At 66.2% G+C, this 20,620-nt stretch carries 19 protein-coding genes and 1 tRNA gene; 11 read left to right on the top strand and 9 right to left on the bottom strand.

Annotation, left to right across the window (positions count from 1 at the left end; translation table 11 throughout):
- The first annotated feature begins 58 nt into the window (after positions 1-58).
- From AAFF27_03110 to AAFF27_03095, 4 genes are all read left to right on the top strand, one after another.
- A complete protein-coding gene (locus AAFF27_03110; protein XAH24194.1) occupies positions 59-922 on the top strand; it encodes an amidohydrolase family protein in 864 nt (287 codons plus the stop codon).
- A gap of 58 nt (positions 923-980) precedes the next feature.
- The gene (locus AAFF27_03105; GenBank protein ID XAH24193.1) at positions 981-1,994 is read left to right on the top strand and encodes an amidohydrolase family protein; all 1,014 of its coding nucleotides are present in this window, start codon (positions 981-983) and stop codon (positions 1,992-1,994) included.
- A gap of 40 nt (positions 1,995-2,034) precedes the next feature.
- Positions 2,035-2,898 carry a fumarylacetoacetate hydrolase family protein gene (locus AAFF27_03100; GenBank protein ID XAH24192.1) on the top strand — a complete coding sequence of 288 codons (864 nt, stop codon included), beginning with the start codon at positions 2,035-2,037 and terminating at the stop codon, positions 2,896-2,898.
- A gap of 147 nt (positions 2,899-3,045) precedes the next feature.
- Entirely contained in the window at positions 3,046-3,237 is a 192-nt protein-coding gene (locus AAFF27_03095) for a hypothetical protein (GenBank protein ID XAH24191.1), read from the top strand.
- 82 nt (positions 3,238-3,319) lie between these two features.
- On the opposite strand, the gene AAFF27_03090 is transcribed toward AAFF27_03095, so the two are convergent.
- Together AAFF27_03090 and AAFF27_03085 are read right to left on the bottom strand one after the other, a co-directional pair.
- Positions 3,320-3,395 (bottom strand) — tRNA-Arg (locus AAFF27_03090).
- Between the two features lie 29 nt (positions 3,396-3,424).
- Positions 3,425-4,171, bottom strand: coding sequence for a TetR family transcriptional regulator (locus AAFF27_03085; GenBank protein XAH24190.1), 747 nt, complete (start codon positions 4,169-4,171; stop codon positions 3,425-3,427).
- 230 nt (positions 4,172-4,401) lie between these two features.
- Between AAFF27_03085 and AAFF27_03080 the strand changes: the two genes are divergently transcribed.
- From AAFF27_03080 to AAFF27_03065, 4 genes are all read left to right on the top strand, one after another.
- The gene (locus tag AAFF27_03080; GenBank protein ID XAH24189.1) at positions 4,402-5,706 is read left to right on the top strand and encodes an efflux RND transporter periplasmic adaptor subunit; all 1,305 of its coding nucleotides are present in this window, start codon (positions 4,402-4,404) and stop codon (positions 5,704-5,706) included.
- 12 nt (positions 5,707-5,718) lie between these two features.
- Positions 5,719-8,892 carry an efflux RND transporter permease subunit gene (locus tag AAFF27_03075; GenBank protein XAH24188.1) on the top strand — a complete coding sequence of 1,058 codons (3,174 nt, stop codon included), beginning with the start codon at positions 5,719-5,721 and terminating at the stop codon, positions 8,890-8,892.
- Complete coding sequence (locus AAFF27_03070) at positions 8,885-10,339, top strand: efflux transporter outer membrane subunit (GenBank protein XAH24187.1); 1,455 nt, start codon at positions 8,885-8,887, stop codon at positions 10,337-10,339. The genes AAFF27_03075 and AAFF27_03070 overlap by 8 nt, the downstream gene beginning before the upstream one ends.
- Before the next feature lie 377 nt (positions 10,340-10,716).
- Positions 10,717-11,586, top strand: a complete 870-nt coding sequence (locus tag AAFF27_03065; GenBank protein XAH24186.1) for a c-type cytochrome — start codon at positions 10,717-10,719, stop codon at positions 11,584-11,586.
- 56 nt (positions 11,587-11,642) lie between these two features.
- Here AAFF27_03065 and AAFF27_03060 read toward each other — a convergent pair whose 3' ends face one another.
- From AAFF27_03060 to AAFF27_03050, 3 genes are read right to left on the bottom strand one after another with little or no spacing between them, the layout of a single operon-like run.
- Positions 11,643-12,167, bottom strand: coding sequence for a DUF2946 family protein (locus tag AAFF27_03060; GenBank protein ID XAH24185.1), 525 nt, complete (start codon positions 12,165-12,167; stop codon positions 11,643-11,645).
- Positions 12,160-13,182 (bottom strand): alpha/beta fold hydrolase, encoded by a 1,023-nt coding sequence (locus AAFF27_03055; protein ID XAH24184.1) that lies wholly within the window; start codon positions 13,180-13,182, stop codon positions 12,160-12,162. The genes AAFF27_03060 and AAFF27_03055 overlap by 8 nt, the downstream gene beginning before the upstream one ends.
- 51 nt (positions 13,183-13,233) lie before the next feature.
- The gene (locus tag AAFF27_03050) at positions 13,234-13,686 is read right to left on the bottom strand and encodes a nuclear transport factor 2 family protein (protein ID XAH24183.1); all 453 of its coding nucleotides are present in this window, start codon (positions 13,684-13,686) and stop codon (positions 13,234-13,236) included.
- A 107-nt stretch (positions 13,687-13,793) separates the two neighbouring features.
- On the opposite strand from AAFF27_03050, the gene AAFF27_03045 reads away from it, so the two are divergent.
- Genes AAFF27_03045 through AAFF27_03035 form a run of 3 tightly spaced genes read left to right on the top strand, consistent with a single transcriptional unit; the run spans position 13,794 to position 15,925 of the window.
- Positions 13,794-14,387 carry a LemA family protein gene (locus tag AAFF27_03045; protein ID XAH24182.1) on the top strand — a complete coding sequence of 198 codons (594 nt, stop codon included), beginning with the start codon at positions 13,794-13,796 and terminating at the stop codon, positions 14,385-14,387.
- A gap of 6 nt (positions 14,388-14,393) precedes the next feature.
- Positions 14,394-15,377, top strand: coding sequence for a TPM domain-containing protein (locus AAFF27_03040; protein ID XAH24181.1), 984 nt, complete (start codon positions 14,394-14,396; stop codon positions 15,375-15,377).
- Positions 15,377-15,925 (top strand): TPM domain-containing protein, encoded by a 549-nt coding sequence (locus AAFF27_03035; GenBank protein ID XAH24180.1) that lies wholly within the window; start codon positions 15,377-15,379, stop codon positions 15,923-15,925. Before AAFF27_03040 ends, AAFF27_03035 begins: the two co-directional genes overlap by 1 nt.
- Before the next feature lie 222 nt (positions 15,926-16,147).
- Here AAFF27_03035 and AAFF27_03030 read toward each other — a convergent pair whose 3' ends face one another.
- The 4 genes from AAFF27_03030 to atpA all read right to left on the bottom strand — a co-directional run bounded on the left by AAFF27_03030 (position 16,148) and on the right by atpA (position 20,613).
- Positions 16,148-16,567, bottom strand: a complete 420-nt coding sequence (locus AAFF27_03030; protein XAH24179.1) for a F0F1 ATP synthase subunit epsilon — start codon at positions 16,565-16,567, stop codon at positions 16,148-16,150.
- 132 nt (positions 16,568-16,699) lie between these two features.
- Positions 16,700-18,124, bottom strand: a complete 1,425-nt coding sequence (gene atpD, locus AAFF27_03025; protein ID XAH24178.1) for a F0F1 ATP synthase subunit beta — start codon at positions 18,122-18,124, stop codon at positions 16,700-16,702.
- A 37-nt stretch (positions 18,125-18,161) separates the two neighbouring features.
- Entirely contained in the window at positions 18,162-19,028 is an 867-nt protein-coding gene (atpG, locus tag AAFF27_03020; protein ID XAH24177.1) for a F0F1 ATP synthase subunit gamma, read from the bottom strand.
- A gap of 31 nt (positions 19,029-19,059) precedes the next feature.
- Positions 19,060-20,613 (bottom strand): F0F1 ATP synthase subunit alpha, encoded by a 1,554-nt coding sequence (gene atpA, locus AAFF27_03015; GenBank protein XAH24176.1) that lies wholly within the window; start codon positions 20,611-20,613, stop codon positions 19,060-19,062.
- Positions 20,614-20,620: the final 7 nt, after the last annotated feature.

The raw sequence follows: 20,620 nt of genomic DNA, 5'->3' as shown, positions 1-20,620 counted from the left end.
CAATGCCGCCGCCCATGAACAGGTCCCACGACATGAATCAAGACGCGAGAACCACAGCATGACAAGCAGAGTCCTGGATATCCATCCCCACATCATCACTACCGACACGCAGCAGTACCCCCGCGATCCGCTGGGCGGCAACCAGTCGATCTGGTCGCGCGACCGTCCCACAACCACCGATCAGCTATTGAGTGCCATGGACGACGCGGGCGTCGCCAAGGCCGCCATCGTGCAGGCCTCGACCTGCTACGGCTTCGACAACAGCTATGTGGCCGATGCGGTGGCCGCGCACCCGGATCGCTTCACTGGCGTGTTCTCGGTGGACATGCTGGCCAGCGATGCGCCCCAGCGCATCCGCCACTGGGTAGACCGCAAGCTGGCCGGCCTGCGGCTCTTCACCGCCGGCAGCACCATGGCTGGCCAGGCCGACTGGCTGGCCGACCCCAGGAGCTTCCCGGCCTGGGACTGCGCGGCGGAACTGGGGATTCCCGTGTGCGTGCAGATGAGGGCCGCAGGCATGCCCCAGTTGCAGGTGCTGCTCGACCGCTATCCGCGTGTGCCCATCGTCATTGACCATTTCCTCAACATCCCCCTTGAGGACGGGCCGCCCTACGCGGCTGCGGACACGCTGATGGGACTGGCCCGTTTCCCCAACATCTACCTGAAGCTGACGCCGGTGATCGTCAACAACACGCGCAAGGGCAGGGCCACGCCCGAGTCCTTCTTCCCGCGTGTCGTGTCGGAGTTCGGTGCCTCGCGCATCGCCTGGGGCTCCAACTATCCAGCCAACGCCGGCACTTTGAAGGAACTGCTGGAGCAGACGCAGTCTGCGCTCGCCTGGGCGCCGCGGAGCGACCTGGACTGGATCTTCCACAAGACGGCCGAAGGCCTGTACCCCGCACTGAAGGCAGATGCGCGGTAAGGCGTCTCGCCCGGCACCCCCTTATCCATTTGACACTCACTAGAAGCAAGGTGTTTTCATGATCATCGATTGCCATGGGCACTACACGACCTCGCCCAAACAGCTGGACGACTACCGGCGCCTGCAGGTGGCCGGCTGCGGCTGCAACACTGGTGGCGGCAATCCGCTGCTGCCACGTCCGGTCATCTCGGACGACCAACTGCGTGAAAGCGTGGAGACGGCGCAGTTGCGCATACAGCGCGAACGCGGGACCGACCTGACCATCTTCTCGCCCAGGGCCATCGGCATGGGCCACCATGTCGGCGACGCTCAAACCAGCGCCGAATGGGCCACCGTATGCAACGACCTGATCCACCGCATCAGCCGGCTGTATCCCAGCAATTTCGTCGGTGTCTGCCAATTGCCCCAGAGCCCCGGCGTGGCGCCGGCCAACTGCATTCCCGAGCTGGAGCGCTGCGTCAAGGAGCTGGGTTTTATCGGCTGCAACCTCAACCCCGACCCTTCGGGCGGCTACTGGGCCGACCCGCCACTGCATGACAAGTGGTGGTACCCACTCTACGAAAAGATGGTCGAGCTGGATGTGCCCGCCATGATCCACGTCAGTGGCTCATGCAACCCCAACTTCCATGCGACGGGCGCGCACTACATCAATGGCGACACCACGGCCTTCATGCAGTGCCTCACGTCGGACCTGTTCAAACACTTCCCCACGCTCAAGTTCATCATCCCCCATGGCGGCGGTGCGGTGCCCTACCACTGGGGCCGCTATCGCGGCATCGCCCAGGACATGGGGCTGCCACCGTTGAAAGAGCTGCTGCTCCACAACGTGTTCTTTGACACCTGCGTCTACCACCAGCCCGGCATAGACCTGCTGCTCAAGGTCATCCCGCCGGAGAACATCCTGTTCGCATCGGAAACCGTAGGCGCCGTGCGCGGCATCGACCCGGAGACGGGCCACTACTACGACGACACCAAGCGCTATATCGACGGCGCCGTCCATCTGTCCGATGCCGACAAGGCCAAGATATTTTCAGGCAATGCCCGCCGGGTTTACAGCCGGCTGAAGGCCTGAGCGCCAAGCCCGCCCAAACAAAACTATGAAGGATTGATCCATGCGTTTTCTGCGTTTCAAGGATGGTGAGCGGCTCGGCTTGGCGGTCGCAACGGCGCACGGCGGCTTTGCCGGATGGCTCGAAGACGATGCCGGCTATCCGGGCGATCTCACGGCCGGACTGCTGGCGAGCAGCTCGCTCAAGGACTTGGCCGGCCGCCTGTGCGAAGGCCGACCGGTGGACCCTGACAAGGTGCAGCGCCTCCCGCCGCTGGCGAAGGCGGGAAAGATCATTTGCGTGGGGCTCAATTACCTGGACCACGCGGCCGAGTCCGGCCACAAGGTGCCCGAGTACCCAACAATCTTCTCCCGCTTCGAGACCAGCCTGATCGGCGACGGCGCGCCGCTGCTCAAGCCGCATTGCTCGGACCAATTCGACTACGAAGGCGAGCTGGTGGCGGTCATTGGCAAGCGTGGCCGCAACATCAGCCGGGCAGATGCCCTGCAGCACGTCATCGCCTACTCCATCTTCAATGACGGCTCGATCCGGGACTACCAACTGCGCACGCCGCAATGGACGATGGGCAAGAACTTCGACAGCACTGGCGCCTTCGGGCCGCTGCTCGTGAGTGCCGACGAACTGCCGGCCGGCGCTCGGGGCCTGCGGATCGAGACCCGTCTGAACGGGCAGGTCGTGCAGAGTGCTAACACCGATCAGATGGTGTTCGACGTGGCCCACTTGGTGGCAAGCCTGAGCGAGACCATGACACTGGAGCCCGGCGACGTGATCGTCACCGGCACGCCCTCTGGCGTAGGCATGGCCCGCAAGCCTCAGTTGTGGATGAAGGTCGGCGACATCTGTGAGGTGGAGATTGAGCAGATCGGAGTCCTACGCAACCAAGTGAAGAGCCCACCCGCACCTTGAATGGCGGGAAGGAGCCTGCATGCCTGCTGTCGCCCACCTATGGCGCCCTCGCCAAGACAGCGGGCAATTCTTCCACTGAGGAGGCATTTCATGCATTCGTGCTTCGGGGACCACTACGCCTTTCTCGGCATTCCCCGCTCGGCGTCCATGGACGAGATCAAGATTGCATGCCATGCGGCCAAATCGGAGCGGCCCTCATGGTTCACACGTTTTGTCGGACGAGATCCAGGTCAGATCGAAACAGCCTGCAAGACACTCGGCACGTCCGCGGCGAGGCAGCAATACGATGAGTGGCTTGCCATCACGGAGCTGTACCTGTCTTGCCAGCCCTTAATCTGAGGTGCCGGCCGCAAACCGGCCCGGGCAGAAACGACTAAGCCCGCACGAAAGCGGGCTTATCGCATTGATTCCAATAGTTGTCTGGTGCGGCTGGCGGGGATCGAACCCACGACCCTTGGCTTCGGAGGCCAATACTCTATCCACTGAGCTACAGCCGCATGCCCGGCAAACCGGGGCTAATCCGGCATTATCCCCTATTGCGGACCAATTCCATGGTCGAGCCGCGTTGTCGGCCAGGAATGATCGACTTGGGCGCATGCGCGGGTGGCGATGGCTCGGCATCTGCCACAGTGGCCGCAGTGGCAGGGGCGGCCACTGTGCCAAAACCCAGGCCGGTCAGGTACAGGTCCAGTACCGCATCGCCGGCCGCGCACAAGTCGAAGGCCTCGGGCGCCAGCAGCCAGTTCTGGATCAGGCCATCGACCAGGGCATGCAGGCCCTGGGCCGCCAGATCGACCGGCACCGGCAGGCTGCGGCCGGCGCGGGCCGCGGCGTGCTGCAGGCCATCTGCCACATGCAACAGGCATTCCGTGCGCGCCGCCAGGTGGCGCGCCTTCACAGCCTGCAGTTCGCCCACGTACTCGACCTTGTGCGTTGCGATCTCGAACACGGTGCGCACCTGCACGTCATGCGCGACCACATGCAGCGCACGACGCATCGAGGTCCGGATTTGCGCGACCGGGTCCACCATCGGGTCCTTGCCCACCTGGTACACCGAGTTCTCCAGCGGCAGCGTGACGCGCTCCATCATGGCGTTGAACAGGTCGGCCTTGTCCTTGAAATGCCAATAGATGGCGCCGCGCGTAGTGCCCGCCGCCGCCGCGATGTCGTGCAGCGAGGTGCGCGAAACACCCTGGTCGTGGAACAGCTTTTCTGCCGCATCCAGCAACTGCGAGCGGGTGGCTAGAGCGTCTTCCTTGGTTCTGCGGGCCATGTGCGGCTTTCTGTTGGGCGATCGGGCAACAAGCCGGAACGCGATTGTCTCGGTGGCGTGGCACGATGGGCTGCCACGTCTCTATACATTCATCATTGTATGTATACTGGCGCGCTTTCGTGCCCTGTTCACGTTTTAATACCCACGCCTGTCCGGCGACCCTGTGGAATCCACGGGGTCGCCAGTCTGCGCTTTGCTCCCAGTCGATGCCGATTCCCGGAAGGATTCCCATGTCTGCACTGCCCCCATCTCCGCGCCCCCTGGCGCGCATCCCCACCGCTCTGGCCGTTGCCGGCCTGGTCATCATGCTCGCAGCCTGCGGCAAGAAGGATGCAGCGCCTGCTGCCGCAGCCGGCGGAGGCATGCCGCCACCCGAAGTCGGTGTGGTGACGGTCCAGCTCGGTGACGTCGGGCTCACGACCGAGTTGCCTGGCCGCGTAGAGGCCGTGCGCATTGCCGAAGTGCGTGCCCGTGCTGCCGGCATCCTGCAAAAGCGCCTGTTCCGCGAAGGCAGCGACGTCAAGGCCGGGCAGGCACTGTTCCAGATCGACTCCGCGCCCTACAGCGCGGCCTACCAGAGCGCACAGGCCTCGCAGGCCCGCGCCGAAGCCACGCTGTCGCAGGCTGCGGCCACGGTGGATCGCTACAAGCCGTTGGTGGCCGTCAACGCCATCAGCAAGCAGGACTTCGTGAACGCGGAAGCGGCCCAGAAGCAGGCTCAGGCCGACGTGGCCGTGGCCCGTGCCAGCGTGCAGACAGCCAAGATCAATCTCAACTACGCCAGCGTGACCGCGCCGATCTCCGGCCGCATCGGCCGCGCACTGGTGACGGAAGGCGCGCTGGTCGGCCAGGGTGAGGCCACGCAGTTGGCCGTGATCCAGCAGATCAACCCGGTCTACGTGAACTTCACCCAATCCGCCACGGATGTGATGAAGCTGCGCAATGCGCTGCAAAGCGGCAGCCTCAAGCGCGCCACCGGCGCCGAAGCCGCCAGCGTGCGCATCGTGATGGAAGACGGCAGCGAGTACGCCAGCCCCGGCCGGCTGCTGTTCTCTGACCTGACGGTGGACTCCACCACCGGTCAGATCACGTTGCGCGCCGAGGTCCCCAACCCCAACGGCCAACTGCTGCCGGGCCTGTATGTGCGGGTGCGGCTGGAGCAGGCCCAGGCCGCCAACGCCATCCTGCTGCCGCAGCAGGCTGTCACTCGCGCCACCAGCGGCGATACGGTGACCATCGTCAGCGCCGACGGCAAGCTGGCCAAGCGCCCGGTGAAGATCGGCAGCTCCAATGGCAGCAACTGGGTCGTGCTCGACGGCCTGCAGGTCGGCGAGCAGGTCATGGTCGACGGCTTCCAGAAGATGCAGATGGTGCCGCCGGGCACGCCGGTGAAGGCAGTCCCGTGGAAAGCCCCGGCCCCGGCCGGCAGCGCACCGGCCGCCGCACCCGGCGCCGCCCCTGCGGCCAACCCGGCCGCCGCACCCAAGGATGGGGCCGCCGCCGCATCCCCTGCGGCCGCCCCTGCGCGCCAGTAAGGAGCAGCTTCGATGGCAAAGTTCTTTATCGATCGGCCGATCTTCGCGTGGGTGATCGCGCTGTTCATCATCGTGATGGGCAGCGTCGCGATCACGCAGTTGCCGATCGCCCAGTACCCCCCGGTGGCGCCTCCCGCCATCATCATCAACACCGCCTATCCAGGCGCCTCGGCCCAGACGCTGGAAGACAGCGTGCTCTCGGTGATCGAGCGCGAGATGAACGGCTCGCCCGGCCTCATCTACATGGAATCGGTCGCGCAGGCCGATGGCACAGGCTCGATCACCATCAGCTTCGAGCCCGGCACCAACCCCGACCTGGCACAAGTGGACGTGCAGAACCGGCTGGCACGCGCCACGCCGCGCCTGCCCGCGACGGTGACCCAGCAGGGCGTGCGCGTGGACAAGTCGCGCAACAACTTCCTGCTGTTCACCATCCTGTCCTCGGATGATCCGGCGATCGACCCGACCGCGCTGGGCGACTACGCCTCGCGCAATGTGCTGCCCGAGCTGCAGCGCGTGCCCGGCATCGGCCAGGCACAGCTGTTCGGCACGGAGCGTGCCATGCGCATCTGGATCGACCCGGCCAAGCTGCAGGGCCTCAACCTGTCCGCTGCCGACGTCAATACGGCGATCAGCACGCAGAACGCGCAAGTGTCCTCCGGCTCGATCGGTGACCTGCCCAACATCCCGGGCCAGACCATTGCCGCTACCGTGGTGGTCAAGGGCCAGCTCTCCAGCGTCGAGCAGTTCGGCAACATCGTGCTGCGCGCCAACACCAACGGCTCGACCGTGCGGCTCAAGGACGTGGCACGCATCGAGCTGGGTGGCCAGGCCTACTCGACCTCGGCCCGCCTGAACGGCCAGCCTGCGGTCGGCATCGGCGTTCAGCTGTCCCCCAGCGGCAACGCCCTGGCTGCCGCCAAGGCGGTGCGCCAGAAGATGACCGAGCTGGAGCACTTCTTCCCCAAGGGCGTGAAGTGGGACATCCCCTACGACGCCTCGCGCTTCGTCAAGATCTCGATCTCGCAAGTGGCCGAAACCCTGTTCGAGGCCGTGGCCCTGGTGTTCCTGGTGATGTTCCTGTTCCTGCAGAACTGGCGCTACACCATCATCCCGACCATCGTCGTGCCTATCGCCCTGCTGGGCACTTTCGCCACGCTGCTGGCGCTGGGCTTCTCGATCAACGTGCTGACCATGTTCGGCATGGTGCTGGTGATCGGCATCGTGGTGGATGACGCCATCGTGGTGGTCGAGAACGTCGAGCGCATCATGAGCGAGGAAGGCCTGCCGCCGCTCGAAGCCACGCGCAAGGCCATGAAGCAGATATCCGGCGCCATCATCGGCATCACCGTGGTGCTGATCTCGGTGTTCGTGCCGCTGGCCTTCTTTGCTGGCTCGACCGGCAACATCTACCGCCAGTTCTCGGCGACGATGGTGGCCTCGATTGCCTTCTCGGCTTTCATGGCGCTGTCACTCACGCCAGCGCTGTGCGCCACCCTGCTCAAGCCGGTCGACGCCGGCCATCACCACGAAAAGAAGGGCTTCTTTGGCTGGTTCAACCGTGGCTTCTCGCGCACGGCCAAGAGCTACGAGGGCCTGGTGTCGCGCATCCTGCGCCGCGCCGCTCGCTACCTGGTGATCTACGCCGCCATCATCGCGGCGGTGGTGTTCGCCTACCTGCGCGTGCCGACCTCGTTCCTGCCCCAGGAAGACCAGGGCAACATCATCGTCAACGTGCAGTTGCCGCCGGGTGCCACGCAAGAGCGCACCTTGAACGTGATGGAGCAGGTCGAAGGCTTCATCCTCAAGCAGCCTGAAGTGCAAAGCATGGTCGCCGTGCTGGGCTTCAGCTTCTCGGGCCAGGGGCAGAACGCGGGCCTGGCCTTCGTCACGCTCAAGGACTGGGATGAGCGCAAGGGTGCGGGCCACTCGGCCGACGCTCTGGCCGGCCGTGCCTTTGGCGCGCTGTCGAGCATCCGCGACGCCTTCATCTACCCGCTGAGCCCACCGCCCATCCCTGAGCTAGGCAACGCCAGCGGCTTTACCTTCCGCCTGCAGGACCGGGGCAGCCTGGGCCACGATGCGCTGGTCAATGCACGCAACCAGATGCTGGGCATGGCCTCCCAGAGCCCCATCCTCACGCAGGTGCGGCCGGATGGCCTGGAAGACGCGCCACAGCTGCAGATCGACATCGACCGCGACAAGGCCAATGCGCTGGGTGTGAGCTTCAGCGCCATCAACTCGACGCTGTCGACCGCACTGGGTTCGAGCTACATCAACGATTTCCCGAACCAGGGCCGCCTCCAGCGCGTGGTGGTGCAAGCCGATGCTCCTGCGCGGATGCAGCCCTCGGACCTGCTCAACCTCACGACCAGCAACGGCCAGGGAACCGCGGTACCGCTGTCGGCCTTTGCCTCGACGCGCTGGGTGACCGGCGCGCAGCAGACCATCCGCTACAACGGCTACCCGGCAATGCGCATCACCGGCAACGCCGCGCCGGGCTACAGCACGGGTGCAGCCATGGCCGAGATGGAGAAGCTCGCCACCAAGCTGCCGCCAGGCTTCGGCTACGAGTGGACAGGCCAGTCGCGAGAAGAAAAGCTCGCTGGCTCACAGGCCATGATCCTGTACGGCTTCGCCATCCTGGCGGTGTTCCTGTGCCTTGCGGCGCTGTACGAGAGCTGGTCGATCCCGCTGGCGGTGATCCTGGTGGTGCCGCTGGGCGTGCTCGGTGTGCTGGTGGCGACGATGCTGCGCTCCTACTCCAACGACGTGTACTTCCAAGTGGGCCTGATCACCATCATCGGCCTGTCGGCGAAGAACGCGATTCTGATCATCGAGTTCGCCAAGGACCTGCAGGCGCAGGGCAAGGGCGTCATCGAGTCGGCGCTGGAGGCCGCGCACCTGCGCTTCCGCCCGATCATCATGACCTCGCTGGCCTTCGGCCTGGGCGTGGTGCCGCTGGTGATCGCCTCGGGCGCAGGCTCGGCCAGCCAGCGTGCCCTCGGTACCGGCGTGCTGGGTGGCATGGTGACGGGCACCTTGCTGGCCGTGATCTTCGTGCCGGTGTTTTTCGTGGTGGTGCGTACCCTGTTCAAGGGCAGCGAACGCCAGCAGAAGATCTATGCAGACCATGCGCGCCACGCCGGCATGGACGCACAAGCAGCCAAGGATGACCATGTCTAAGCTCTCCACGATGCGCCTTTCGGCGTTGGCAGCAGCGGCCTTGCTGGCCGGCTGCAGCCTGATCCCGACCTACGAGCGGCCCGCCGCCCCGGTGGGCACGGACTGGCCCGGCACCCCCGCCACGGCAGCCACTGCGGCACCCGCCGCGACAGAGCTGCCCTGGCAGGAGTACTTCGCCGACGAGCGGCTGCGCCGCCTGATCGGCCTGGCGCTGGAGAACAACCGCGACCTGCGGGTCTCGGTGCTCAACATCGAGCAGGCGCGCGCGCAGTTCCAGATCCAGCGTGCCGCGCAATTCCCGGCGGTGGGCCTGGGGGCCTCCGCCACCCGCGGGCCGAGCGTCGTCGACGGCAAGATCGGCAACAGCTTCTCCGTCGGCCCGACCATCTCGGCCTGGGAGCTCGACTTCTTCGGCCGGATCGGCAGCCTGAAAGAGCAGGCGCTGGCGCAATACCTGGCCACCGAAGAAGGCCGCAAGGCCGCGCAGATCAGCCTCGTGTCTTCCGTTGCCAACGGCTGGCTCACCTTGCTGGCCGATGAAGAGTTGCTGGACATCTCGCGCAATACGCTCAAGACCCGCGAAGAGTCAGTGCAGCTCACCAAGCTGCGACTGGACAACGGCGTGTCTTCTGCACTGGACTTCCAGCAAGCACAGTCGCTAACCGAAACCGCGCGCGCCACGCTGGCGCAGCAGCAGCGCCAGCGCGCCCAGGACGAAAACGCCCTGGTGCTGCTGCTCGGCCAGCCGCTGCCGGATGACATCCGGGCCAGCACCGCACAACTGCGCCTGGCAGACGCGCCCCTGATGGTCGAGCTGCCGGCTGGCCTGCCCTCCGACCTGCTGATCAACCGGCCCGACATCCGCCAGGCCGAGCAGCAGTTGATCGGTGCCAATGCCAACATCGGCGCGGCGCGCGCGAACTTCTTCCCGCGCATCTCGCTGACCGCGCAAGCGGGCACCAGCAGCAGCGAGCTGTCGGGCCTGTTCAAGAGCGGCTCCTGGGGCTTCTCGCTGGCGCCGCAACTGGTGTTGCCGATCTTCAATGCCGGCAGCAATCGCGCCACCCTGGCTTCGGCCGAGGCTGGCCGCTCCATTGCTGTTGCGCAGTACGAGAAAAGCATCCAGACCGCATTCCGCGAGGTTGCCGACGCCCTTGCCGGCCGAGCAACGCTGGGCGAGCAACTGCGCGCGCAGCAGGCCCAGACCGCAGCCCAGGCCGCCGTGTTGCAGTTGTCGGATCTGCGCTACCGCAACGGCGTGGCCAGCTACCTCGACCTGCTGGATGCACAGCGCTCGCTGTTCACCGCGCAGCAGCAGACCGTCAGCACGCGCCTGACGCAATTGCAGAACCAGGTCACGCTGTATTCGGTGCTGGGAGGCGGCTGGAGCGAGCCCGCGCCCGCCCCCGTGGCCAGCGCGCCCGCCGCGCAGCCACCGTCGCGCTGAAGCGCGCCGCCCCGGGCCGGCACATCGGCCTGGGGCGGCCTAGGAACGTGTTTACGATCTCTATGGGGTCGCGCAAGAGCCTTTGCGGGATGGGATGCAAGGCGCGGTGCGCAGCCAATAGCACCGCTATTGGCAAGCGCCGCAACGCCGCAGACCGCCCGCAAAGACTCTTGCCCGAAGGGTTGGAGTGAAATCGGGCGATTGAGCGCCCCGGCCCCTTGCATGGGCATGAGCCCATGCGGCGGGATCCGCGCCACTCACTCATCCCGATTGCACTCCAACGCGATCCCCATACAGATCGCAAACACGTTCTAAAAGGGGCGCTGTCTATAATCAAAGGTTGATTTTCAAAGCCCCCGAAAAACGCTGAGGACGCTATGAGCGACACCCCCCACGAAGAAGCGCACACCGGCCCGATCAAGACCCCCAAGCAACTGCTGGCGACCGTCTTTCTATCGTTTGTGGTCCCGATCTTCGTGATCATTGGACTGGTGCTCTTCGTGACCTCGGCCAACAAGCCTGCGGCCGGCGCCGCCGACATGGAAAAAGCCATCGACGCCCGCATCGCGCGTGTCGGCACGGTGGAGATCCGCGACGCCAACCGTCCGCTCAAGTCCGGCGAAGACGTGTTCAAGGCCCAGTGCACCACCTGCCACAGCGCAGGTGTGGCAGGTGCTCCCAAACTTGGTGATGTCGCGGCCTGGGCCGCACGCATCAAGACCGGCTACGACGCGCTGCTGCACTCGGCCCTGGCCGGCAAGGGCGCCATGGCGCCGCAGGGCGGCGGCGATTTCGACGACATCGAGATCGGCCGTGCCGTGGTCTACATGGCCAATGCGGCTGGCGCCAAGCTCCCCATCCCCGACCGCCCGGCAGCCACCGCCTCTGCGGACAGCGCCGCCAGCCCGGCCGCAGCAGCACCTGCCGCAGAAGCCGCAGCCCCAGCAGCAGCACAGCCGGTGGCGCAAGCAGCCCCGGCCGCAGTCCAGACCGCTGCCGCAGCCGGCGGCGGCGCGGGCGAGGCGCTCTACAAGCAGACCTGCCAGATGTGCCACGCCGCTGGTGTGGCCGGCGCGCCCAAGTTCGGCGACAAGGCCGCCTGGGCCCCGCGCCTGGCGGATGGCATCGACGGTATGACCAAGATCGCCATCCAGGGCAAGGGCGCCATGCCACCGCGCGGCGGCTCGCAAGCCTCGGATGCCGACATGCACGCCGCCGTCGAATACATGGCCAACGCTGCACGGTAGCCCCCAGGGCTGCGCACTGCCAGCACTCTGAATCAGCCGGTCATTGACCGGCTTTTTTATTGGGCGCTGGCTGCGGGACTCAAAACGTAGCCGAAGCGCTGGGGCAGCGTGGCGGCTTGCACCTCTTGCGGCACCCACAGGCCCTGCTCTACCGCGTCGCCGACCAGCGCCATGTCCAGCGTGTGCACCAGGCCAAAACCGAGGTGGGTGTCCAGGTATACACGCCCGGCTTCGTCGACCAGGCAGCGCTGTACGCGGGCCTCAGCGCCGGTGTGGGCACTGACCTCAAAGCCCTCGGCCACGCGCCAGATGAATGGCGTGGCCTCCAGCTCCACATAGACGCACTGCGGTCCGTTCTGGAAGAACCAGCGGCCCTGGGCGTCGGCCTCGTAGTTGCGCTGGATGAAGTCGATCAGCTTGTCATGCCGCAGCAGCGAGCCACGGCTTTGCGTGAACGGACCTGCGGCCTGGGCCTGGTCGTCGCGCATGTACCACTGGCCGCGCGCATCCAGGCCCAGCCAGCCGTAGCAGGCGGGGACGTTGGGCCACTTGGCCAGGGCTTGCTTGACGATGTCATCCATGCGGCGATTCTGACAGCCGGCCACCAAGCCCATGCTGCGCCAGCCAGCCGCCTACGGCCTGCGGCATGGCCAGCACATGGCCCGGCGGCCACCCCTGCGGGAAGCCTACGTGGCCGCCCTGCGCCGGCCGCCACAGCGTGACCCAGGGGCCGGCCACCGCGCCCGGCAAGGAGGCCTCCGGCACGAAGGGGTCGTTGCGGGCATTGAGCAGCAGCGCCGGCACGCGGATGCGCGCCAGGTGCGGCGCAGCCGATGCGCGCGCCCAGTAGTCGCGCGCATCACGAAAACCGTGCAGCGGCGCGGTGAAGATGTCGTCGAAGGCGTGCAGGTCGCGCGCGGCGCGCAGCGCTGCCTCGTCGAACAGGCCTGGGTGCTGCGCCAGTTTGGCCAGCGCCTTGGGCTTCATGGTGGCCAGGAACATGCGCGTGTAGACATAGCGGTTGAAGCCACGGCCAATGGCCTCGGCGCCAGCGGCGAGGTCCAGCGGCGCGGAGACCGCCGCCACGGCAGCCACCGTGCGAGCCGCGCCTTCGCCGGCCTCTTCGGCCCAGCGCAGCAAGGCATTGCCGCCCAGCGACACGCCCACAGCCAGCAGCGGGCCGGCCTGCGCCCCGCGCTGCGCGCGCAGGCGCTCCAGCACCCAGCCGATCTCTTCAAAATCGCCCGAGTGGTAGGCACGCGGCGCCAGGTTGAGGCTGCCGCCGCAGCCGCGGAAATGCGGCACGGCATAGTCCCAGCCGCGCTCTGCGGCAAAGGCGGCGAAGGCCTCGGCGTAGTGGCTGCGCGACGAGCCCTCCAGGCCATGGAACAGCACCAGCAGCGGCCGCGGGCCAGCGGGGCCAACGGCCGTGCCGGCTGCGCGCAGGAAGTCGACCTCGATGAAATCGCCATCGGCCGTGTCCCAGCGCTCACGCTGGTAGGCCGGCGGCGCCTCCGGGCCGCGGCGGCCATAGAGTGCGGGCCAGATGGTTTGCAGGTTGCCGCCCGGCAACCAGCGTGGCGCTACATACTTCATAGCTATATGCCGGCGTGCAGCCTGGGCTGCAGGCACTTTTCTTTCAAAAATTCAGTGCAACACCTGGGGTCCGTCCTGCGCCGTCGCCTGTGCCTCCTGCGGCGTGCCGGGGCTGGCGTGGTGGGCCACCATGCGCCAGCCCTGCGCGGTCTTGTGGTAGACGTTGGTGGCGACCACGCAGGCCTCCTGCCGGCCGCCGGGCAGCTCCAGCTCGATGCGCTCGACCAGGGTATGGACGGCGCTGGCCAGCGCGTCTATGCGCCGCACGCCCTCGGTGCGCACCCGCAGCGTGCCATGGTTGAACAAGGCCTCGAATGCGGCGCGGATCTCGCCCGGGCCCACCAGCCGGGGGCCGCCGGGGTGCACGCAGACGATCTCGTCTTCGTCGGCCCAGCAGGCCATCAGCTGGCGGATATCGCCCTTTTGCAGGGCCTCGTAGAACTGCGCCTCCACGTCGTCGGCGGTACCGCCGACAGTAGCGGCGCGAAGCGGTCTGGTACTCATGGCGCGGAGGATGCCACAGGCCGGCTGACAACAGGTAACGCCTGCGTTTGCGACCGCCTGCCACTGCATGGATACTTGGCCGCATTCCTGAACTCTAGGTGCCCGCCATGCGACGCCTCTTCCTGCTTCTTCTTGCCACGCTGGCCCTCAGCGGCTGCGGCTACAACGACTTCCAGCGTCTGGACGAACAGACAAAATCCGCCTGGAGCGAGGTACTCAACCAGTACCAGCGCCGCGCCGACCTGATCCCCAACATCGTCGCCACCGTCAAGGGCCAGGCCAACTTCGAACAAGACACCCTGACCAAGGTGATAGAGGCGCGTTCCAAGGCCACCTCGATCCAGGTCACGCCCGAGACGCTGAACGACCCGCAGGCCTTCGAGCGCTTCCAGCAGGCGCAGAGCCAGCTCAGCGGCGCGCTGTCGCGCCTGCTGGCGGTATCCGAGAACTACCCCACGCTGCAGGCCAACCAGGCCTTCCGCGACCTGCGGGTGCAGTTGGAAGGCACCGAGAACCGTATCACCGTGGCCCGCAACCGCTACATCCAGGCGGTGCAGGAGTACAACGTGAAGGCCCGCAGCTTCCCGACCAACCTCACGGCCAAGGTGTTTGGCTACCCGCCCAAACCCAGCTTCACGGTGCAGAACGAGGCGCAGATCTCCGCCCCGCCCACGGTGGACTTCGGCACCGAGAAGAAGTAGGCGCCAATGCTGCTTCGCTTCCCCGATCCGGCGACCGCGCTGCGCCGGCTGCTGGCCTGGCTGCTGCTGGCGGCCGCCTGCCTGCTGGTGCTGGCGCCCACCGCGCACGCCCAGAAGCTGCAGCCGGTGCCGCCGCTGGCCAGCCGCGTGACCGACAACACCGGCACGCTCAGCACCGAGCAAAAAACCGCACTGGAGCAGCGCCTGGCCGCCTTCGAGCAGGCCACCGGATCGCAGGTGGCCGTGCTGCTGGTGCAGACCACGGCGCCCGAAGACATCGCCGCCTACGCCAACCGTGTCTCCAACGCCTGGAAGATCGGCCGCAAGACCATAGGCGACGGCCTGCTGCTGCTGGTGGCCAAGCGCGACCGCAAGGTGCGCATCGAGGTCGCCAAGGCGCTCGAAGGCGCGGTGCCCGACCTGGCCGCCAAGGAAGTGATCGACGAGGCCATCACACCGGCCTTCCGGCGCGACGACTACGCCGGCGGTATCTCTGCCGCACTGGACCGGCTGGAGACCCGCATCCGCGCCGAGGCGCTGCCCGCACCGGTGCAGCCTGATGCGGCCCAGGCCTCGATCGACGGCGACGAGCGCACGCGCGGCACGCATGGCTTCCAGTGGCTGGACCTGGCGGTGTTCCTGTTCATCGCCGTGCCGGTGCTGTCGGCCGTGTTGCGCCGCGTGCTGGGCCGGCCGCTGGGCGCCGTCGCCGGCGGCGTGGCCGTCGGCGGGCTGGCTTTTGTCTTCACGCTGAGCCTGGTCGCCGCCGGCCTGGCCGCCGTGGCGGCGCTGGTGTTTGGCCTGCTGGCGCGCACCGGGCCGCTGGGCGGCGCGCTGCCCGGCAGCTTTGGTGGGCTGGGTGGCCTGGGCGGAGGCCTGGGTGGCTTTGGTGGCCGCGGCGGTGGCGGCGGTTTTGGTTCTGGCGGAGGCGGCTTCAGCTCCGGTGGCGGTGGTGACTTTGGTGGCGGTGGCGCCTCGGGAGACTGGTGATGGCAGGCCTGATCGCAACCCTGGCGCGCATCGTGCGCCACCGCTGGCGCGACGAGCGCGACACGCACCGCGCCATCCCGCCCGACATGCTCGAGCGCCTGATGCGCCGTGTTGCCGCCAGCGAGCAGCGCCACACCGGCGAGATCCGCATCTGCGTGGAAGCCGGCCTGCCCACCAGCTACCTCTGGCGCCACGCCACGGCACGCGAGCGCGCAGTGACCCTGTTCGGCAAGCTGCGCGTCTGGGACACCGAGGACAACAACGGCGTACTCATCTACCTGCTGCTGGCCGACCACGCCATCGAGATCGTCGCCGACCGCGGCCTGAACCGCCACGTCGACGCCACCCGATGGCAGCACCTGGTCGCCCACATGGGCGACGCCTTCGGCGCTGCGCGCTATGAAGACGGCCTGACCAAGGCGCTGGAAGAGGTGTCGGCCCTGCTGGTCGAATACTTTCCCGCCCCGGCCGCCGGCAGCGACGAACCGGCCCGCGTCAACGCATTGCCCGACGCGCCAGTGCTGGAAGGCGATTCGCTACTAAATTAATAGCCACCAGCCCAGGCCACGCCTGGGCTAGAGGCCTTTTTTCTTCAAATTTCGTAACTACTCCCCCCCATTCGCCCTGAGCCTGTCGAAGGGCTTGGTGATGCAGGGCAGGGCTTCGACAAGCTCAGCCCGAGCGGTGTGGAGACTGAGTAGTTACCAAATTTCAATAAGCCCAAGAAAAAACCGCCCGAAGGCGGTTTTTTTGCATGCGCAGAGCAGGGCTCAGCGCTTTTGGCGGTACTTGCGCAGCGCAGCGATCTGGGCCGCCATCACGGCCAGCTCGGATTGCGCGCGGGCCAGATCGAGGTCGGTCTTGGCGTTCTTCAGCGCCTCTTCGGCAGACGCCCGGGCCGCATTGGCCTTCTCTTCGTCGAGGTCCTTGCCGCGCACTGCCGTGTCGGACAGCACCGTCACGCAGTCCGGCTGGATCTCGAGGATGCCGCCAGCCACGAAGACGAATTCCTCGCCGCCGTCAGCCGTCTCGATGCGCACCGTGCCGGGCTTGATACGGGTGATCAGCGGCGTGTGGCGCGGGTACACGCCCAGCTCGCCGGCCTCGCCGGGCAGCGCCACGAAGCGCGCCTCGCCCGAGAAGATCGACTCTTCCGCGCTGACGACGTCGACATGAATGGTGTTGGCCATTTGGATTCCTTTTGCCTATCGGAAGGAAGAAGTGGGGGTAAGCAAGCAGGCGGGTGTCTGGCAAGGCGCCGCGCGAAAACGTACTGGAGTACGTTGAGCACGGCAACGCCGCCAGGCGCCCGTATACGCCGCTTACGCCAGCTTCTTGGCCTTTTCGAAGGCTTCGTCGATCGTGCCGACCATGTAGAAGGCCTGCTCTGGCAGGTGATCGGCCTCACCGGAGACGATCATCTTGAAACCACGGATGGTTTCAGCCAGCGGCACGTACTTGCCGGGCGAGCCGGTGAACACTTCAGCAACGTGGAAGGGCTGCGACAGGAAGCGCTGGATCTTGCGGGCGCGGGCCACGATCAGCTTGTCTTCCGGTGCCAGCTCGTCCATGCCCAGAATCGCGATGATGTCGCGCAGTTCCTTGTAGCGCTGCAGCGTGACCTGCACCGCGCGGGCGGTCGAATAGTGGTCTTCGCCGACGACGTTCGGGTCGAGCTGGCGGCTGGTCGAATCCAGCGGGTCCACGGCCGGGTAGATACCCAGCGAGGCGATGTCACGCGACAGCACCACGGTGGAGTCCAAGTGGGCGAAGGTGGTGGCAGGCGACGGATCGGTGTAATCGTCGGCTGGCACGTACACGGCCTGGATCGAGGTGATCGAGCCCACCTTGGTCGAGGTGATCCGCTCTTGCAGGCGGCCCATTTCTTCTGCCAGCGTCGGCTGGTAGCCCACGGCGGAAGGCATACGGCCCAGCAGTGCGGACACTTCGGTACCGGCCAGCGTGTAGCGGTAGATGTTGTCCACGAAGAACAGCACGTCACGGCCTTCGTCGCGGAACGACTCGGCAATGGTCAGGCCGGTCAGCGCCACGCGCAGACGGTTGCCCGGGGGCTCGTTCATCTGGCCGTAGACCATGGCCACTTTGGACTCCTCGAGGTTCTCGAGGTTCACCACGCCGGAGTCGGCCATCTCGTGGTAGAAGTCGTTCCCTTCACGGGTACGCTCGCCCACGCCAGCGAACACGGACAAGCCCGAGTGCGCCTTGGCGATGTTGTTGATGAGTTCCATCATGTTCACGGTCTTGCCCACGCCGGCGCCGCCGAACAGGCCGACCTTGCCGCCCTTGGCGAACGGGCAGATCAGGTCGATCACCTTGATGCCGGTTTCCAGCAACTCTTGCGACGGCGACAGTTCGTCGTATGCAGGAGCCTTGCGGTGGATGGAGGCGGTGAGTTCCTGGCTGACCGGGCCGCGCTCGTCGATGGGCGCGCCGAGCACGTCCATGATGCGGCCAAGCGTGGCCTTGCCGACCGGCACGGTGATCGGGGCGGCGGTGTTGGACACCACCAGGCCGCGACGCAGGCCGTCGGACGAGCCCAGCGCAATCGTGCGGACCACGCCGTCGCCGAGCTGCTGCTGCACTTCGAGCGTCAGGGTCGAACCTTCGAGCTTGAGAGCGTCGTAGATCCGGGGCATCTGGTTGCGCGGGAATTCCACGTCAACCACGGCGCCGATGCATTGCACGATCTTGCCCTGCGCGCCTGCTTGGATGTTGGCTTGAGCCATTGTTTGCTCCAAAAATGTGTACGTGACTTGCGGGCCGTCAGACAGCCGCGGCACCCGCAACGATTTCCGAAAGTTCTTTCGTAATCGCAGCCTGGCGCGTCTTGTTGTAGACCAGCTTCAGTTCGCCGATGACGTTGCCGGCGTTGTCGGTGGCGGCCTTCATGGCCACCATACGGGCCGACTGCTCGGACGCCATGTTCTCCGCCACCGCCTGGTAAACCAGGGATTCGGCATAGCGCACCAGCAACTCGTCGATGACGGTCTGCGCGTCGGGCTCGTAGATGTAGTCCCAGGCCGGTGCGCCGGGGTCTTTCTTGAGCGTCTCGGCGGCGAGCGGCAGCAGCTGTTCCACCACCGACTCCTGCTTCATCGTGTTGATGAAGCGGGTGTAGCAGAGGTAGACAGCGCTGACGCGGCCTTCCGCATAGGCGTCCAGCAGCACCTTGACCGGGCCAATCAGCTTGTCCAGGTGCGGCGTGTCGCCCAGCGCGGTGACGTGGGAGACCACGCGCGCGCCGATGCGGTTGAGAAAGCCCAGGCCCTTGTTGCCAATCGCCACGGCCTCGGCCTGCACGCCCTGCGACTGCAGCTCGCGCAGCTTGGTCGTGACGGCACGCAACACGTTGGTGTTCATGCCGCCGCACAGGCCCTTGTCGGTGGTGACCACGATGAAGCCGGCGGTCTTCGCATCGTTCGTTTGCATGAACGGGTGCGTGTACTCCGGATTCGCCTCGCCCAGGTGGGCGGCGATGGCGCGAACCTTCTCGCTGTATGGGCGCGCCGCACGCATGCGGTCCTGCGCCTTGCGCATCTTGGACGCGGCCACCATTTCCATGGCCTTGGTGATCTTCTTGGTGTTTTCCACCGATTTGATCTTGCCGCGGATTTCCTTGCCTGCTGCCATTGGGACTCCTTAAGTCTTCACCCGACCGGAATCAGGCGAAGGACTTCTTGAACGAGGTGATCGCGGTGGTGAGTTCTGCCTCAGCGTCCTTGTCCAGAGCCTTGGCCTTCTCGATCTTGTCGAGCAGAGCGCCGTGGCTGGTCTTCAGGAACTGGTGCAGGCCGTGTTCGAAGGACAGAACCTTCTTCACGTCCACGTCGTCGAGGAAACCCTTGTTCACCGCGAACAGCGTGGCGCCCATCAGGCTGATCGGCAGCGGGCTGTACTGGGCCTGCTTGAGCAGTTCGGTCACGCGGGCACCGCGGTCGAGCTGCTTGCGGGTGGCTTCGTCCAGGTCCGAGGCGAACTGCGCGAACGCAGCCAGTTCACGGTACTGGGCCAGATCGGTACGGATACCGCCGGACAGGCTCTTGATGAGCTTGGTCTGGGCTGCACCACCGACGCGCGACACCGAGATACCCGCGTTGATGGCGGGACGGATGCCGGCGTTGAACAGGCTGGTTTCCAGGAAGATCTGGCCGTCGGTGATCGAGATCACGTTGGTCGGCACGAAGGCGGACACGTCGCCAGCCTGCGTTTCGATGATCGGCAGTGCCGTCAGCGAACCGGTCTTGCCCTTGACGGCGCCCTTGGTGAAGGCTTCGACGTAGTCGGCGTTCACACGAGCGGCACGCTCCAGCAGACGGCTGTGGAGATAGAACACGTCGCCAGGGTAGGCTTCGCGGCCTGGCGGGCGGCGCAGCAGCAGCGACACCTGGCGGTAAGCCACGGCCTGCTTGGACAGGTCGTCATACACGATCAGCGCGTCTTCGCCGCGATCGCGGAAGTACTCGCCCATGGTGCAGCCGGAGTAGGCCGACACGTACTGCATGGCAGCCGATTCAGAAGCGGATGCAGCAACCACGATGGTGTAGTCCAACGCACCGGCTTGTTCCAGCGCGCGCACCACGTTCTTGATGGTCGATGCCTTCTGGCCGATGGCGACGTAGATACACGTCACGCCCTGGCCCTTCTGGCTGATGATGGCGTCGATGGCCACGGCCGTCTTGCCGGTCTGGCGGTCGCCGATGATCAGTTCGCGCTGGCCACGGCCCACGGGAACCATCGAGTCGATCGACTTCAGGCCGGTCTGCAGCGGCTGGTCCACCGACTGGCGTGCGATCACGCCTGGGGCGACCTTCTCGATCACGTCGGTCAGCTTGGCGTTGATCGGGCCCTTGCCGTCGATCGGCTGACCCAGCGCATTGACCACGCGGCCGATGAGCTCGGGGCCCACTGGCACTTCCAGAATGCGGCCCGTGCACTTGACGGTGTCGCCTTCGGAGATGTGCTCGTACTCGCCCAGAATCACGGCGCCGACCGAGTCGCGCTCGAGGTTCAGTGCCAGGCCGTACGACGGCTGGCCGTCGGAGCCGGCCGGGAACTCGAGCATTTCGCCCTGCATCACATCAGACAGGCCGTGGATGCGAACGATACCGTCGGTCACGGACACGACCGTGCCCTGGTTGCGGATGTCGGCGCTTCCCGCCAGCCCTTCGATGCGGCTCTTGATCAGTTCGGAAATTTCTGCGGGATTGAGTTGCATGACTCTT

The organism is Xylophilus sp. GW821-FHT01B05 (assembly GCA_038961845.1).
Taxonomy (GTDB): Bacteria; Pseudomonadota; Gammaproteobacteria; order Burkholderiales; family Burkholderiaceae_C; genus Xylophilus.
This window is presented reverse-complemented; position numbering and strand designations above follow the sequence as displayed.